We start from the raw sequence: 17,446 nt of genomic DNA on the forward strand, positions 1-17,446 counted from the left end.
GCCGCCAAGGGAGTGCCCCAGATGAACCACCCAGCGCTCAAAGGCTCGCTCAGCCTGTTGGCCGCCGCGATGCTGCTGGCGAGCTCAGCGGTATTCGCCAACGTCGAGCCGGTAGCACCGGTGCCAAAAGGGCCGCAAGCGACTGTGGCCAAAGGACTGCAACAGGCCAAGACCTACACCGTCAGCAGCGCGCCGACCGAATCGCTGGAACTGGCCGCACCGAAGCTACCTGACCTGTCCGGCTACACCGCGCAAGCCGTCGCGGCGAAGATCGTGCGCAGCAAGGCCGGCAAAGTCAGCACGCGTCGGATGATGCAGGAAGACGCCTTGAAGGACTTCATCGGCGGCGATAACAAGATGGCTGAATGGGTAGTGCGTCAACATGGCATTCCTCAGGCGATCTTCATCGACGACGGTTACATCAACCTCAAGGACCTGGCTCAGAAGCTGCCCAAGCAGTACTTCAGCGAGACCTCGCCCGGCGTGTTCCTCGCCAGGTTGCCGATCGTGGTCGGGCAAAAAGGCATCCTCGAAATCGACCAACAGACCCAGGAGTTGCGTCTGTCCGAAGAGGCCGGTTCGTTCATGATCAACGACGGCCAGCTGTTTGTGCGTGACAGCAAAATCACCGGCTGGCGCGAGAAGGACAACGGCCCGGCGACCTTCCGTTCGCCCAAGGACTTCCGTCCGTTCCTGCTGTCCTGGGGCGGCACGCAGACCTACATCGTCAACAGCAAGCTGGCCAGTTTCGGTTACTCCAACAGCAAGTCCTACGGGGTGAGTATTTCCCAGTACACGCCGAACATGGCCAAGGTACTCAAGCGCCCGGAACCGACTGGCTGGATCATCGGCTCCGAGTTCTCGGACATGTGGTACGGCTTCTACTGCTATGAAACCCGCGACTTCGTGGTCAAGGGCAACACCTACCGCGACAACATCGTCTACGGCATCGACCCCCACGACCGTTCCCACGGGCTGATCATCGCCGACAACACGGTGCATGGAACGAAGAAGAAGCACGGCATCATCATTTCCCGCGAAGTGAACGACAGCTTCATCTTCAACAACCGCAGTTACGACAACCACCTCTCGGGGCTGGTGATCGACCGTAACAGCGTCAACAACCTGATCGCCTACAACGAGATCTACCGCAACCACACCGACGGCATCACCCTCTACGAGAGTGCCGACAACCTGTTGTGGGGCAACAAGGTGATCAGCAACCAGCGCCACGGCATCCGGATTCGTAACAGCGTGAACATTCGCCTCTACGAAAACGTCGCCATGAACAACGGCCTGACCGGGGTCTACGGGCACATCAAGGACCTCACCGACACCGACCGCGACATCAAGCTCGACCCGTTCGATGCCGAGGTCTCGCTGATCGTCGTCGGCGGCGAACTGGCGGCCAATGGCAGCGGACCGCTGTCCATCGACTCGCCATTGAGCGTCGAGCTGTACCGGGTGTCGATGCTCGCCCCGACCAAATCCAGCGGCATCAGCTTCTCGGGAATCCTTGGCGAACGCCAGGACGAAATCCTCGACCTGCTGGTGCGCCAACAGAAAGCCGTGCTGATCGACCCCGTCGAACGCCAGACCGAAATGCGCGACTGAGGATGACTTTCATGAAACCCCATTTGATCAAACTGTTCAGCCTCGCCGGCCTGACTGCCGCGATGTCTGCCGCAAGCTTTACGGCGAGTGCAGACGACGCCAAGACACCGAACTTCAGCGCCGAACCCTGCTGCAACCTATGCCCGCAAGCGCACGACGCGAAGAACTACACCACGCGTTATCAGCAAAACTTCACCACCCTGGTGCAAGCGCAAGGCGACTGGTTGTTCCGCACCCAGGAAGACCTGCGCACCGAATTCAACACCACGCCCGAAGGCTATCGCCGGCTCAAGCAACTGCACGACGCCTTCAAGAGCAAAGGTGTTGAACTGGTGGTGGTGTATCAGCCGACCCGTGGTCTGGTGAACCGCAATAAGCTCAACCCGCAAGAAAAAGCCGCGTTCGATTACGACAAGGCGCTGAAAAACTACCAGGGCATGCTCGGGCGTTTTGCCGAGATGGGCTATGTGGTGCCTGACCTGTCGCCACTGACTAACGAATCGCTGCCAGACACCCTGCCCGCCCACGATTTCTACTTCCGTGGCGACCAGCACTGGACGCCTTACGGTGCCCAGCGCACGGCGAAAATCGTCGCCGAGAAGGTCAAGCAGCTCCCGGCCTTCGCCGGCATTCCCAAGCGCGAATTCGAGACCAAGCGGTCCGGGCGCATGGGCAAGACCGGCACCCTGCACAACATGGCCGGGCAGCTCTGCGGTACCAGTTACGCGATCCAGTACATGGACCAGTTCACCACCGAGCCTAAGGGTGAAGCAGCAGACGGCGACCTGTTCGGTGATTCCGGCAACCCGGAAATTACCCTGGTCGGCACCAGCCACAGCGGCAAGAACTACAACTTCGCCGGGTTCCTCGAAGAGGCCATTGGCGCCGACATTCTCAACGTCGCTTTCCCCGGCGGTGGTCTGGAAGGTTCGATGCTGCAGTACCTGGGCAGTGAAGACTTCCAGAAGAAGCCGCCGAAAATCCTCATCTGGGAATTTTCGCCGCTCTATCGCCTCGACCAGCAAACCATCTACCGACAGATGATGGCGCTGCTCGATAACGGCTGCGAAGGCAAAGAGGCACGGATGTCCGGCAGCGCCACGCTCAAGCCGGGCAAAAACGAGTTGATGGTCAACAGCAAGAACATCGACCTGCGCAACAGCGACCATCAGGTCGACATCCGTTTCGCCGATCCATCGGTGAAAACCCTGCAAGCCACTCTCTGGTACATGAACGGTCGCCACGAAGACATCAAGATCGACAAACCCCACACCGCAGATACCGACGGGCGTTTCGCCTTTGAATTGCGCACCGATGAAGACTGGGCCACGCAGAACCTGTTGGCGGTCGAAATCCAGGGCCCGGAAGCGGGTGCTGCGCCACAAAAAGTCGAAGCGAAAATCTGCAAACGCAACGTGTTCCCAGGCGCCGAGCAACGTACCGCTCAGGTCGGGCAATGAGGTCTGTTATGCGAAATCAGAAACTGAAAACCCTGCTTGCACCTACGCTCTTGAGCCTGGCGATGTTCGCCGGGGCGACCCACGCCGCCACGCCACTGCGTCCGCCGCAGGGCTATTTTGCGCCTGTGGATAAATTCAAGAACGGCGACAGCAGCGAAGGCTGCGATGCGATGCCGACGCCGTACACCGGCGCCCTGCAATTTCGCAGCAAATACGAAGGCTCCGACAAGGCACGTTCGACCCTCAACGTCGCGTCGGAAAAAGCCTTCCGCGACACCACCGCCGACATCACCACACTCGAACGCGGCACCAGCAAACGGGTGATGCAGTTTATGCGCGACGGTCGCCCGGAACAGCTGGAATGCACGCTCAACTGGCTTACCGCCTGGGCCAAGGCCGATGCGTTGATGTCCAGGGACTTCAACCACACCGGCAAGTCGATGCGCAAATGGGCGCTGGGCAGCATGGCTTCGGCCTACATCCGCCTGAAGTTCTCCGACTCTCATCCGCTGGCAACGCATCAGCAGGAAGCCCAAGTGATCGAGGCGTGGTTCAGCAAGATGGCCGATCAGGTGGTCAGCGACTGGGACAACCTGCCGCTCGAACAAACCAACAACCACTCGTACTGGGCCGCCTGGTCGGTGATGGCAACGTCGGTCGCGACCAACCGCCACGACCTGTTCGACTGGGCCGTGAAGGAATACAAGGTCGGCGCCAATCAGGTCGACGCCCAGGGTTTCCTGCCCAACGAACTCAAGCGTCAGCAACGGGCCCTGGCCTATCACAACTACGCCCTGCCACCGCTGGCGATGATCGCCAGTTTCGCTCAGGCCAACGGTGTGGACTTGCGCCAGGAAAACAACGGCGCACTGAAACGCCTCGGTGACCGGGTGCTCGCCGGGGTGAAAGACCCGCAAACGTTCGAGCAGAAGAACGGCAAGGAACAGGACATGACCGACCTGAAGGTCGACTCGAAATTCGCCTGGCTCGAACCCTTCTGCACGCTCTACACCTGCCCGGCGGACGTGCTTGAACGCAAGCATGCGATGCAGCCGTTCAAGAGCTTTCGACTGGGTGGGGATTTGACCAAGGTCTACGACCCAAGCCATGAAAAGGGCAACAAAGGTTCATAAGCCGAGACGCAAAACCCGTAGGAGCAAGGCTTGCCCGCGATGAACGATGACGCGGTCCATCTGCTACACCGCGTTGCGGCCATCGCGGGCAAGCCTTGCTCCTACGGGGGGCGTGACGGGATCGAATGCAATACAACCTTCCGGTTTTTCACGGGGGGTTTGGGGGGGCCGTTGGCCCTTGACTGTTGGTTACACAAGGAGAGATCAGGATGGTGTTTTCATCCAATGTGTTCCTGTTTTTGTTCTTGCCGATCTTTCTCGGCTTGTACTACTTGAGCGGGCAACGCTATCGCAACCTGCTGCTACTGATCGCCAGCTATGTGTTTTATGCCTGGTGGCGCGTGGACTTCCTGGCACTGTTCGCCGGCGTCACGCTGTGGAACTACTGGATCGGCCTGAAAGTCGGGGCGGCCGGCGTACGGAGCAAACCGGCGCAGCGCTGGCTGTTGCTCGGCGTGGCGGTGGACCTGTGCATCCTCGGCTATTTCAAGTACGCCAACTTCGGGGTCGACAGCATCAACGCGATCATGAGCTCCATGGGCCTGTCGCCGTTCATCCTGACCCACGTGCTGTTGCCGATCGGAATCTCGTTCTACATCTTCGAGTCCATCAGCTACATCATCGACGTCTACCGCGGCGATACCCCGGCGACCCGCAACCTGATCGACTTCGCGGCGTTCGTGGCGATCTTCCCGCACCTGATCGCCGGCCCGGTGTTGCGCTTTCGCGACCTGGCCGATCAGTTCAACAACCGCACTCACACCCTCGACAAATTCTCCGAGGGCGCGACGCGGTTCATGCAGGGTTTCATCAAGAAGGTGTTCATCGCCGACACCCTGGCGGTGGTCGCCGACCATTGCTTCGCCCTGCAAAACCCGACCACGGGCGATGCCTGGCTCGGTGCCCTCGCCTACACCGCGCAGCTGTATTTCGACTTCTCCGGCTACAGCGACATGGCCATCGGCCTGGGCCTGATGATGGGTTTTCGCTTCATGGAAAACTTCAAGCAGCCGTACATCAGCCAGTCGATCACCGAGTTCTGGCGCCGCTGGCATATCAGCCTGTCGACCTGGCTGCGCGACTACCTCTACATCACCTTGGGCGGTAACCGCAAAGGCACACTGATCACCTACCGCAACCTGTTCCTGACCATGCTGCTCGGTGGTCTGTGGCACGGCGCGAACATCACCTACATCGTCTGGGGTGCGTGGCACGGCATGTGGCTGGCGATTGAAAAAGCCATCGGCCTGAACACCTCGCCCCGCAGTTTCAACCCGATCCGCTGGGCGCTGACCTTTCTGCTGGTGGTAATGGGCTGGGTGATTTTCCGTGCGGAAAACCTGCACGTTGCCGCTCGCATGTACGGTGCAATGTTCAGCTTCAGCGAGTGGTCGCTGTCGGAACTCAACCGCGCCAGCCTCACCGGCCTGCAAGTCGCGACCCTGGCAGTGGCGTACGCCACGCTGGCGTTCTTCGGCCTGCGCGATTTCTACAGCAATCGGCCAGCGGTCAAGAGCAAGCCTGTCGAAGCTGACGGTCCAGCCACTGCGCAACCAGGTCTGATCAAAGCCGTCCAGGGCGACAACCCCGGCAGCCTCCATACACCGGGTTACAGCGTGGGCGTTGATGCCCAAGTGCAACCGGCCTACTGGGTCGCGGACTGGCCGCGTTATGCCATGCGTGCGCTGGTGCTGCTGCTGTTCATCGCGTCAATCCTGAAACTCTCGGCGCAAAGCTTCTCGCCGTTCCTTTACTTCCAGTTCTGAGGGATCTGACCATGACCCGCTCATTACGCCTGTTCTACATCGCCCTGTTCCTCGTGACTCTAATGGTCCTGGGCCTGTGGTCAATGCGCAGCTTCTTTGGTTTCAGCACCAACGCCGATGCAACCGTGCTCAACGGCCGCTGGAGCAAAGCCGTGGAGACTCACTACGACGACCATTTCCCGATCAAACGCCTGGGCACCAACCTCTGGGCGGCACTGGATTTCAAACTGTTCAACGAAGGTCGTCCGGGCGTAGTGCTCGGTCGCGATCAGTGGTTGTACAGCGATGAAGAATTCAACCCGGTGGTCAATGAAGAGCTGAACCTGCAAGGCAACTACGCGCTGGTCGAAGGCGTGCGCCAAACCCTGAAAGCCAAAGGCGTGCAACTGGTGATGGCGATTGTCCCGGCCAAGACTCGCCTGTACCCGGAACACCTGGGTGAAGTGAAACCGGCGCGCATCCATGCCGACCTCTACAAGGATTTTCACGCCCGTGTCGCCGCCGACAAAATTCTCGCCCCCGACCTGCTCGGTCCGCTGCAGAAAGCCAAGCAGAATGGCCAGCAAGTGTTCCTGCGCACCGACACGCACTGGACGCCAGAGGGCGCGCAAATCGCCGCCGAACAACTGGCCAAAACCATCGCCGACAAAACTCCGCTCAGTGGCCAGCCGCAGCGCTTTGTCACCGAGCCGGCAGAGCAAGTCAGCCACAAGGGCGACCTGAGACTGTTCCTGCCGCTGGACCCGCTGTTCGAAAACCTGATGCCGGCGCCAGAGCCCCTGCAAAAGCGCAACACCCACGCGGTTGAGAACCAGCCAGCCGGTGACGACGCGCTGTTCGCCAACAACGAAGTACCGGTAGCGCTGATCGGCACCAGCTACAGCGCCAACCCGAACTGGAACTTCGTCGGCGCGCTCAAGCAAGCGCTGCACAGCGACGTGGTCAATTACGCCGAAGACGGCCATGGCCCGATCCTGCCGATGCTCAGCTACCTGAACAGCGACGCCTTCAAGAACAGCCCGCCACAGGTGCTGATCTGGGAGTTTCCTGAACGCTATCTGCCTGTGAACAACGAAATCGGCGACGCCGACCCGCAGTGGGTCGCAGAGCTCAAGCAAGCCGGTGCTCGCCAGCAAAACCTAGCAATTAACCGCAAATCCGAGACGCCCGACCGGGCGCAAAACTGAAAGAGGTAACTCCTATGACTTTCACTACAACTCCTCGTCGTCTCGCCAAGACCTTTGTCCTCGTAGCAGGTATGGGTCTGCTGTCCCAGGCCTTCGCCGGTGGCGACGCGGCACTCTACGGCCCAGTCGCGCCGAAAGGTTCGACCTTTGTGCGGATCTACAACGCCAGTAATGCCGAAGTCAGCGCCAGTGTCGGCAGCACCGCTATCAGCGATGTCGCGCCACTGGGCAGCAGTGACTTCAGCTTCATGCCCGGTGGCGACTACAGCGCCAAGGTCGGTAGCCAAAGCCTGCCGCTGAAACTTGCCGCCGACCACTATTACACCCTGGTCAACAACGCCAGCGGCCAGCCGCTACTGATCGAAGAACCACCGTTCAAGAACAAGCAGAAATCCCTGGTCCGCGTGCAGAACCTCAGCGACAAGGCACTGACCCTCAAGACTGCCGACGGCAAGACCGAAGTGGTCCAGGCCGTCGCTGCCAAGAGCCGTGGCGAGCGTGAAATCAACCCGGTGAAAGTCAGCCTGGCGCTGTTCGATGGCGACAAGAAAGTCAGCGACGTGAAGCCGGTCGCCCTGGAGCGCGGTGAAGCGGCAGTGCTCTACGTCACCGGCAACGGCAGCAGCCTGTCGCCAGTCTGGGTAAAACGCCCGGTCTCGACGCGTTAATGAATTTGCCCGGAATGCCTGCCGATCATCCTAGGTATCGAGTCAAGTGAAGTACTTGTGGCGAGCGGGCTTGCCCGCGCTGGAGCGCGCAGCGGTCCCAAATCTGGCGATCGCGGTGTGCCAGATCGAACGCGCGCAGCGGTTTTACGACTGCTATGCAGCCGAGCGCGGGCAAGCCCGCTCGCCACAGTCTTTGGACCGACCGGCATTGTGGTCACCCCAAAAAGGTGACCGACACGAAATAAGAACAAGAGTGAAACGACAAAACCTCGTCGCTCTAATCCATTACGATTTTGAAGGAGTAACACCATGATTCCAGTGATCTTGTCAGGTGGTAGCGGCTCACGTCTTTGGCCGCTTTCGCGCAAACAGTTCCCCAAGCAATTTCTCGCCCTGACCGGGGAACAAACGCTGTTCCAGCAAACCCTCGAACGCCTGGTGTTCGAAGGCATGGACAGCCCCATCGTGGTCTGCAACAAGGACCACCGCTTCATCGTCAACGAGCAGTTGAGCAACCGCAAACTGGAAGCCCAGCGCATCCTCATGGAACCCTTCGGCCGTAACACCGCACCTGCGGTGGCCATGACCGCGATGATGCTGGTCAATGAAGGTCGTGACGAACTGATGCTGGTGTTGCCGGCCGACCACGTACTGGAAGACCAGAAAGCCCTGCAACGCGCCTTGGCCCTGGCTACTGTAGCCGCCGAGCGCGGCGAAATGGTGCTGTTCGGCGTACCGGCAACCAAACCGGAAACCGGTTACGGCTATATCAAGTCCGCCAACGATGCGTTGCTGCCCGAAGGCGTCAGCCGGGTCTCGCACTTCGTCGAAAAACCCGACGTGAAACGCGCCACCGAGTTCGTCGAAGCCGGCGGTTATTTCTGGAACAGCGGCATGTTCCTGTTCCGCGCAAGCCGCTTCCTCGAAGAGCTGAAAAAACACGACCCGGACATCTACGACACCTGCCTGCTGACCCTGGAACGTAGCGAACAGGACGCCGACACCATCACCTTCGACGAAGCCACCTTCGCCTGCTGCCCGGACAACTCCATCGACTACGCGGTCATGGAAAAAACCCGACGCGCCTGCGTAGTGCCGCTGTCCGCTGGCTGGAGCGATGTCGGTTGCTGGTCGTCGCTGTGGGACGTGCATGAAAAAGACGCCAACGGCAACGTCACTAAAGGCGACGTGGTGATCCAGGACAGCCGCAACTGCATGATCCACGGCAACGGCAAACTGGTGTCGGTGATTGGCCTTGAGAACATCGTGGTGGTCGAAACCAAGGACGCCATGATGATCGCCCACAAGGACAAGGTCCAAGGCGTCAAGCAGATGGTCAACACCCTCAACGAACAGGGTCGCAGCGAAACCCAGAACCACTGCGAGGTCTACCGTCCGTGGGGTTCCTACGATTCGGTGGACATGGGCGGGCGTTTCCAGGTCAAGCACATCTCGGTCAAGCCGGGCGCCTGCCTGTCATTGCAGATGCACCACCACCGCGCCGAACACTGGATCGTGGTCAGCGGCACCGCCGAAGTGACCTGCGACGAAAACGTGTTCCTGCTCTGTGAAAACCAGTCGACCTACATCCCGATCGCCTCGGTCCATCGCCTGCGCAACCCGGGCAAGATCCCGCTGGAAATCATCGAAGTGCAATCGGGCAGCTATCTGGGCGAAGACGATATCGAGCGCTTTGAAGATATCTACGGTCGCTCTACCCCGATTGAACGTGGTGTGTCGGTGAAAACCATCGCCCAGTGATTGATCGGTAAAACAAGTAGCCTCCGTCCAGCCGACTGCGCGCCCTATCCGCAGTGGGTTGGGTGGGGGCTTTTTCCAAAATATTGATTACCTCTTCCCCAATGGCAACTTTCAATTGGACGAGGAAGCGCCGCCCAACGTACTTTTTGGCTTGTAGCGACTCCACCCTGTCCGATCTGTCCGCCAAGGTGCATCCACAAGTTTGTTATTTTGATAAAACAGTACTTTATCTACCAATTTCTCGCGATTGCGAAAAAGATAACGCAACTCTGACGAGGTTGCAGATCGCCGGGTCTTCATCACAACTTGATCCATGTCCAAATCGTCAAGCGTGAAATGAATAACATCCGTGCGCCCTGAGCTCAGTATTGTTGACAAGCCTGCTTTACTGGCTCGACTAATTAATTTATGACCAAATTTATCATCAGCATCAACATACTTTTCAAACGTCTTACGTACAGAGTAGTGACCATTCGCAAGCTCGGCCGCGTAACTTTCTGAAAATTGTCTGTTTGCACTGGTCGATCTCCATCCGCCATACCTTGCCTTTATATTCGCGTAATATTGCTCTTCCATCCTGAAGACCAGCGTGGCAATCGAGCTATATTGCCCCGCCCAAAACTGCTTACTACTATCAACTTTCGCCCCTGCCTGAGAATATAAGCCCATGAGCCTGGTCGCGCCCCGAATAGAGCTATAACTATCACGTTTAGAATTCAGTCCTTCTTCCAGTTTCGCAATTTCATTCCCTTCAAGATACTTCGCCAAATAATCACCGCGTTTGCTCAACACTGCCCACCAGCTCAAGTACCCCTTATCCAGAACATTTGCCAAGCCAAAAATCAGGTCACCCTGCTCAGGCTTAAATAAATCTTTGAAGTTACTTTGCCTACCATCGACATCTTTGAGGTTGACTGGATTGTTTCGAACTATGCGATAGAGATTCAGGCCGTCAACTGCTCCCGCCGGATCCGGATTCAACCACCGCTGCCACCAAGATATGTAATACCGAAACCCATAATAATAAAGCCCCGTCGCATCCCGCTCTTTCCCCGAATAGCGCACCGTTTTATAACTCTCCCCTCGTCCGGCACACCACGCGGTCGTACCAAACGGGTGATAACGCTCCTGGCTGATCACTTCACCCGCGCCGTCGAGCTCCAGGGTGCAGGAGCCCAGGTAATCATTCAGGCTGTAACGGTATTGATCGTTGGCGCTGTCCTTGGGTAGCGCTGGTTCCCAGTGCAACACCCGCACGCTGCTGCGCCCGGCCTGGACGCTGATCACCTGCAGCACTTCGCCGGTACCGCTGTGGCTGCGGAGTTCCAGACCCAGCAGATAACGGACTTCAACGATCAGCGTCCGGGCATGGGTGTGCGTCGAGCGCACTTTGCGCACGCGCATGCCGTCGGAGCCGTAGACATAGCATTCGCTATCGTCGTCTCCGAGATCGCGCTCTACCGGTCGCACTTCGCGCAACTGGTTGCGCAGGTCCCAACTCAACGACTGCCCCGGTTGCAGGTTGAGCAAATTGCCGTTGCCGTCGAAACCGTGGCGAAAGTCCTCCTCGCCCGGTTCCACACCTTCGAGCACCGGTAAACAACGGTTGCTGTGCGCTGCAGCGACCAGGCGATGGCCGTGGTTCTGCGGGCCGACGTGGGTCAGTTCCAACAAGTTGTTGCCGGCGTCGTAGCGATAGGTCTGGCGGTAATGGCCCACCGCGGCGGGATCGTCAAAGGTCGAAAACTGCGGACCGCGGTTGGCAGCCCCCGCCTCCCAGCCGGTGGCTGCGATCAACTGATAAAGGCTGTCGTAGTCATACCAACTGATCGGCTCAATGCACTGGTTGGCGAAAAAGCGAATCGGCAGCGCCGCATCTTCGATGCTCAGCACATTGCCCGCCGGGTCGTAGGCATAGCGCAGGTCTTGCAGCGTGGCGTTACCGCGTATGGCCTGAAGCCGGATCAAACGACCGTCTTCACGGTCGTAATCGAGCGTGGTGAGCACGCCATTGCCGGCGAATTCCCGCTCGGTCTGGCCGTGGGCGTTGTACTGGATGGCGCTGACCAGGGGGGTTGGCGCGCTGTCTTTCGCCAGTTGCAAGCGAACTTCGCGCAACTGGCCGGCGACGGTCTGGCTGAAAAACTGCCGGTTGCCTTTGGCATCGGTCTGTTCGAACGCCTCGCCCAACGCATTGAAGCGCGAGCGGGTGGTCGCACCCGCCACCGATTCCAGCAGCTTCTCACGATCTGCCACAAGCTCGGGCCAGTCAGGGGGCTCCAGCTCTCGCAGAAAATCCCGCGTCTGCTCCAGCAGCCCGCCGCTCACGCCAAACTCCGCGAACAACAACCGACCCGCCGGATCATCGTGACGAATCAGTTGCCCGCACTGGTTGTATGCGGCGGCTGTCGGATCAGCGCCGCCATAGCCGTAACGTTCCGAACACAACGGCTCATCCTCAACCGCCTGTTCAAACACCGTCAGCGGGCGCAACTGATCGTCATACTCTGTCCAGCGCTGGCTTCCGCAACCATCCCAACCCTGCACCGGTTGATCTGCCTCACCAAACAAACTGACCCGCAGTCCGACATCGACGCTGATCGTGCACAGCACCTTGCCGGACAGGGAATAAATCGTGATCAGGTTGGCGGGGGCTGAAGCATCCGACACCAATCGCGGATCCCGCAGCTCAATCGCTCGCCCGGCAGGGTCATAAGTGGTGTGGTTGATGCGCGCTTCGACGGGTTCTGCGAGGGTACTGCGGCAGTAGCCGACTGAACGCAGCGTCAAACCACTCTGGCCGGTAACAACCAGCGTCGGGGTGTGGCTGTGTACGGTGAGCGCCTGAACCGGCATGGCTATCGTCATCCTTGGGCTTTACGACAGCTAATGCTGAAAAACTGCGTTTGGCTACTGTCAGAAATTACAGGTTGGATCAACGGCACTGATCGATGACTGAACAAGAAGCCCTCTTCCAGCCGACTGTGGCCCCTATCGGGACGAGTCCATTTCGCCTACCGATACCTTCTCCGCGCGTTGCAGCCTGACTCTATCCATCGCTTCTTGAGTCAGTTGTTTGAGCAACGCATTTCTGTTCTCAACAATAGCGTTGAAGTCTCTGTCAAAGTCCTCGGTTTTCATCTCCTGGCCGGTAAACACTTCACCATCGGTTTTATCGAGTTGCGCGGTGAGAACTTTCAACGTTTCCTTCAACGTGTGCCTTTCTTCAAACGGTAAATTCCTGACGTGCACCCATCGCTTTTGCACTGTCTGCAATTCGATGAGCCAATTGATTTGACGTCCAAAGTCTTTAAATAAGCGTCGATTCGCGCCTGTGATATGTCGCACCCAAAAGTCCTGGTCGATGATCGAGTCCCTCAGCAAATCACCTTGCTCGAGTGCTAATACTCTCTCATAGGCCGATTCGATCATGGCAGGCGTGACACTCGCTATCTCCCGGAAATTCATACCCCGCGATTGCCATGGCAAGTCCAGCCGATCCGCCAAGTCTGTCATGTACGCCAGATGTACTTCCACTTCATCAATGGTTCCGGTTACGTTGCCTTCACCATCTTCGGTTCTGAAAGTCTCGCCGTTGGCTTCTCGCTCGCGGACAGTGCTACGGGCAATTTTGCTCAAATCATTGAGCCGGGATTTGCCTTTCGCTATTTCCAGCAGCTCGGCCTCGACCAGATCTTTATTGGCCAGGGCATAGGCTTCATGGATCAGCACTTCGACACCCATACTATTGAACAGCTGTGCCCCGGCATCGACACACGTGGTGGGAGCCGTAGCCATTTCAAAGAGTTTCTCTCGCAGTGGGGTGTCGTCGACGGCAGCATCCAGCATTCGCCAAACCTTTTGGGTGAGGTCTTTCTTGAAGGTCGAGGTGTAATCGACAGATTCAGTCAGTTTGCGGATTTCATTGAAAAAAGGCTCGGAGCCAAGCTCATCTTCCAGCGCGTCCCAGTTTTTTTGTTTCTGCGCTCTTTGCTCGGAGGGCAAGTCGTCGAGCCAATAATGGCTATCGAGCTCTCCACGGGACGGATAAGAACGCGACGGATCCAAACCGACAGACTCGATATAGGCTTCAATGTGCTGAATATTTTCCGCTGAAAGCTGATCACGGCTGAGTAATGTACGTGCCAGAATCTCTGCTCGCGGGGAGCCTGGAGCCACCTCGGGTATTGTCGAGAGTCGATTGTTTTGAAGATCGAGATAGAAATTACGCGGGCGGGGTTGGCCAAAGACTCCGACGGGCCAGGTCTCGATGCCGGTATTTCCCAAATACAGTCCTTGCAGACGGGGCATACGGCTGACATCGGGAACGTGCCCAAGTGGGTTGTTCATGAGTGCCAGTCGCTCCAGATGGATCAACTCTCTTAGTTGCGCCACCGCCTGTGGGGTCAACGCGATCTGGTTATTGCTCAGCGCCAACCCTCTAAGGTGGGGCATATCAAAGATTGCCGGCGGGATGGTAGTCAGGTGGTTGTTGCGCAGAAGGAGGCTTCGGAGCGCGGGGAATTTTTTCAGGAAGTGTGCTTCCGAGGCACTGAACCCGGTATTGGATAAATCAAGCAAAGCGACATGACTGAAGTCCGCCTTCAGTTCGGGCAGGCTCCTCAGGATTGTATTCAAGGGTAGATCCTGCAGAACAAGGTGATGACCGAGCCAGTTGCCCTCATCGTCAGCAAGTACGTCTGTTGCCCTCTGCCAACAAAGCTTGAGGGCTCGGGCAAACGTCTGCCTACCGGTGCTTTCATTGCGAGCTTCGACAGTCCCTGTCCGAGCCTCGGTGGACGATTGCAGCCAGGCGCTCAAGTCGTTGATCAACTCTTCAAACTCAAGCTCCAATCTGTTCAAGGTTTGGTGCGCTTGCTCTTGAGTACCTGACGACCGAGCAAAGGCTGTGATTTCATCAGTAGAAAAAGTGGGGTAAAGCTGCTGGACCCTGTCTTCCAGCGACTGCGTTGCTCCCCGGGTAGGTTGACGAATTCTGCTGTATCCGGGACCTTGAAGCAGCCGCATCGTTTCCCGCTCGGATGTCTTGCGCAGGGGAGGCTCTGCGAGAACGGCCCTGAGTTCGCTGCGGGGCAACGGTTTGAGTGTCAGGGTCTGGCGCAATGTTTGTCCCTGGCCGATGTTGTAACCCAGGGCATTGCGCTCGGTGTCAGGGAGTGCGCGCAGAATCGATTCGAAGAGGTCGCTGGCGCCATTCAGGTGGTGGCCTTGCGCGTCGCGAGCCTCGTACCGGCCATCCGCTCTCCAGATTAATACTTTGTGTTCGGGGGCGTTGGGGGCACCAATACTGCTGCGCAATGCTCCGTTGAATGAGTGTTCACGGATATCGATTCGCACATTCCCTGACCAGCCCGGTTGAAGCCTGAGGGTATTGAAGACCATCGTTTCGGTGTCCGCAGAAGCGAGTTCACTCAGATACAACCCTTCATAGACACGAGAAATACGCGTTTCAAACTGGAGCTCTCGCAACACTTGCTTCAAGCGTAATGGCACCTTTGCTTTGGCGGTCATCTGTTGCAGCTCCGTGGTGCTGGCACAGCTCAGGACTTTCTGTGCGGTGCTAGTCGCAAGATCCGGGAAGTCGTTCTGCAGCAACTGCACCCGGGCGTCGTTAGAGCGTTGTTGGTTGTCATACAGCCTCTTGAATCTTTCCTGGAGTCCCTCTTCTAGCGGTTCCCGTGGAGTGTTCGCCAGTTCCTTATTCGCCTCGTTATAGAATTTAAAGCGCTGAATCGTATCGTTCAGCAGGTCCGCTGGGGACTCCAGGTCGACATGCAGTCTGCGCAGTGCTCCTTCATCGATGCCGCTCACGAGCCGGATATGTTCAAGTTCGGCATCAGTGAACTCGTCTACAGTGTGGCCGAGGCGACGCATCAGGATCGTTCCTTGCCATGTACGCGGCTGTTCAGCTTCATGAACCCAGGCTCCCTTGTCATTGTGCTTGAGCCGTGGTCGGTAAGCCTCGGGTCTGGAGGAATGGAGGATGCGGAACTGGTTGGTGTCAGGGTCTTTTGTCACGCCATAGTGTTTGCCGCCGAGTCGCAAAACATCCTGGCCCTCATGCCCATGCACCCCCTGCTCGTTCGGTTGCGAGCCTTTGGGCAGCGGCACCTTGTGTTCGTAGGGTGCGAGATCCGGTTTCCAGAGGCGAGTACCGCCGTCGGTTTTCTGGATGACTATCAGACTGTCGACGAAGGCTGAGGGTTTGACCGACAGGGCCGTGCTCACGAATTGCCCGCCCGCCGCCAACACCCCCAGTTGTACAACACTCTCGACCACCCCCATGAGGTGCTCGAACGCCTCGGTTGTCTCACCCTCTGCCCAATCGATAATCCCTTCGAAGGTCTGGTCGAGCAGTTGATAAGCCGTATAGGCCAGCATCAGTTCGCCCAGAAATGGCACAAAAGGGATAGCAACAAAGGCTGCGATGTTGAGGATTGTCGACGCCACGCTCAGCAATCTGTCGAGGCGGTCCCAACGGGTTTTCCGGTCTTCATCGTCAGTGGGGACAGCAATGACCCGTGCGTCATTGAGGATCTTGTTGAGTTTCTCCTGGAAGAGAAACGCCCAGAGTTCGTCCCGGATGACGGTGGTGTCCAGTCGCAGGTGGGGCCGCTCGACCGATGTTTCTCGCCAGGTCGGTCGAGGGTCCAGAGATGCGGGTGGATGCCACATGATCCGGGTGAGCTGATCGTTGAGTTTGCTGAAGAAATCCCCTCGCTGTTCGTGGGCCACGAAGCGGCTGAAAAATTGTTGATAGATCGGCGAGCGCATTTGACGGGTCAGTTCGAGCAGGAAGGCACCTGAATCGGGGTATTCCTTGACAGGATGTTCAGGGTCGTCGGGAACATAGGCGATCACTCTGTGGGCCCCTTGACGATGTGCAAGCATCGGAACGATGAGCACAATTCCGGTTAACGGGGTGTCCAGCATCGTTAACGTATGAGGCAGCAGAGTTTGCCCCTCAAGGACCAGCCCCTTGTGGCCATCGATTAGACCGATCAACTGGCGATGGGCTTTTGCGGTGATGTCTTTTTCCAGCAAGGCCAGGTGCGCAGCGGCGTTGAACGCGGCTTTTTGGCTATCGATGACGTTTAACTGCAATACAGCCTTGGCGAGACCGTCGCCGGGCAACAAGAACGATTCGAGATGTTTTTTGTACTGAGCGCCGATGTCCAGTGTTCGACACAGTGCGATGAATTCGTGGACCTTGATCCTGTGGCACAGGGGCAGGATATCGAATTGTCCTGAGGGAGAAGGCTCGGTAATAAAGCACGAGTCAGGCTCATACGCTTGCGGTTGGGTTTCAAAGGCTTCGAAGTTATGCAACGCCGCCGCAAGTAAAGAGACGGTTCTGGTCCGGGCGGCGCCGGTCTTGATGGGAAACCAGGGGATAGTCGAAGGGATGTAAAGCCGCAAGTAGGTTTTCTTGACATCCAGTTCGAGCCCATAGTGATTTTTTAATGCGGTTTTTAATAAGGGTTCGGCGAAGCTGTTGATGTCCTGAAGTGTCTCAAACATCCGGTCCAGTTTATTTTGGGACTTCCAGCTCTCTTCAACAGCTTTCTTTAATGAGCTGCGCTGAGTGAAGGGGGCTGCCTTGTATTCGTCAGCGATGATGAATTGGCTGTTATTTAAGGAGTCGCGTTTCTCCATTGAGGCGCTGGAAAGCCATTCTGGAATAGAGCTTATAATGAGACCAAGGTGAGTGTTTTTGTTGTTGATTGTATGAGAAAACATATGGGGGGTTGCGAGATGAATGTAGGCGTCTGACATTGGAGAGGCATCATTTATGTATGGATGCCTTACGCTATACACCTCCCGAAAATAAAGGCG

At 57.5% G+C, this 17,446-nt stretch carries 9 protein-coding genes; 7 read left to right on the plus strand and 2 right to left on the minus strand.

Going from position 1 to position 17,446, the window contains the following annotated elements; translation table 11 throughout:
* The first annotated feature begins 21 nt into the window (after nucleotides 1-21).
* From algG to AO353_RS04735, 7 genes are all read left to right on the plus strand, one after another.
* Nucleotides 22-1,614 (plus strand): mannuronan 5-epimerase AlgG, encoded by a 1,593-nt coding sequence (gene algG, locus AO353_RS04705; protein ID WP_237142960.1) that lies wholly within the window; start codon nucleotides 22-24, stop codon nucleotides 1,612-1,614.
* Nucleotides 1,615-1,625: 11 nt separating this feature from the next.
* Nucleotides 1,626-3,074 carry an alginate O-acetyltransferase gene (locus tag AO353_RS04710; protein WP_054598173.1) on the plus strand — a complete coding sequence of 483 codons (1,449 nt, stop codon included), beginning with the start codon at nucleotides 1,626-1,628 and terminating at the stop codon, nucleotides 3,072-3,074.
* Nucleotides 3,075-3,082: 8 nt separating this feature from the next.
* Nucleotides 3,083-4,207: a mannuronate-specific alginate lyase gene (locus AO353_RS04715; RefSeq protein WP_054593910.1), complete on the plus strand. Its 1,125-nt coding sequence runs from the start codon at nucleotides 3,083-3,085 to the stop codon at nucleotides 4,205-4,207.
* A 209-nt stretch (nucleotides 4,208-4,416) separates the two neighbouring features.
* Nucleotides 4,417-5,973 (plus strand): MBOAT family O-acyltransferase, encoded by a 1,557-nt coding sequence (locus AO353_RS04720; RefSeq protein ID WP_054593911.1) that lies wholly within the window; start codon nucleotides 4,417-4,419, stop codon nucleotides 5,971-5,973.
* An 11-nt stretch (nucleotides 5,974-5,984) separates the two neighbouring features.
* Nucleotides 5,985-7,160 (plus strand): alginate O-acetyltransferase, encoded by a 1,176-nt coding sequence (locus tag AO353_RS04725; protein ID WP_054593912.1) that lies wholly within the window; start codon nucleotides 5,985-5,987, stop codon nucleotides 7,158-7,160.
* Between the two features lie 14 nt (nucleotides 7,161-7,174).
* On the plus strand, nucleotides 7,175-7,828 hold the full coding sequence (locus tag AO353_RS04730; protein WP_054593913.1) for an alginate O-acetyltransferase AlgF: 654 nt from the start codon (nucleotides 7,175-7,177) through the stop codon (nucleotides 7,826-7,828).
* A gap of 309 nt (nucleotides 7,829-8,137) precedes the next feature.
* Nucleotides 8,138-9,589, plus strand: coding sequence for a mannose-1-phosphate guanylyltransferase/mannose-6-phosphate isomerase (locus AO353_RS04735; RefSeq protein WP_054593914.1), 1,452 nt, complete (start codon nucleotides 8,138-8,140; stop codon nucleotides 9,587-9,589).
* A 111-nt stretch (nucleotides 9,590-9,700) separates the two neighbouring features.
* On the opposite strand, the gene AO353_RS04740 is transcribed toward AO353_RS04735, so the two are convergent.
* Nucleotides 9,701-12,445, minus strand: a complete 2,745-nt coding sequence (locus tag AO353_RS04740) for an RHS repeat domain-containing protein (protein WP_054593915.1) — start codon at nucleotides 12,443-12,445, stop codon at nucleotides 9,701-9,703.
* A gap of 135 nt (nucleotides 12,446-12,580) precedes the next feature.
* A complete protein-coding gene (locus AO353_RS04745; protein ID WP_054593916.1) occupies nucleotides 12,581-17,386 on the minus strand; it encodes an NEL-type E3 ubiquitin ligase domain-containing protein in 4,806 nt (1,601 codons plus the stop codon).
* Nucleotides 17,387-17,446: the final 60 nt, after the last annotated feature.

This window comes from Pseudomonas fluorescens, from assembly GCF_001307155.1.
GTDB classification, from domain to species: domain Bacteria; phylum Pseudomonadota; class Gammaproteobacteria; order Pseudomonadales; family Pseudomonadaceae; genus Aquipseudomonas; species Aquipseudomonas helvetica.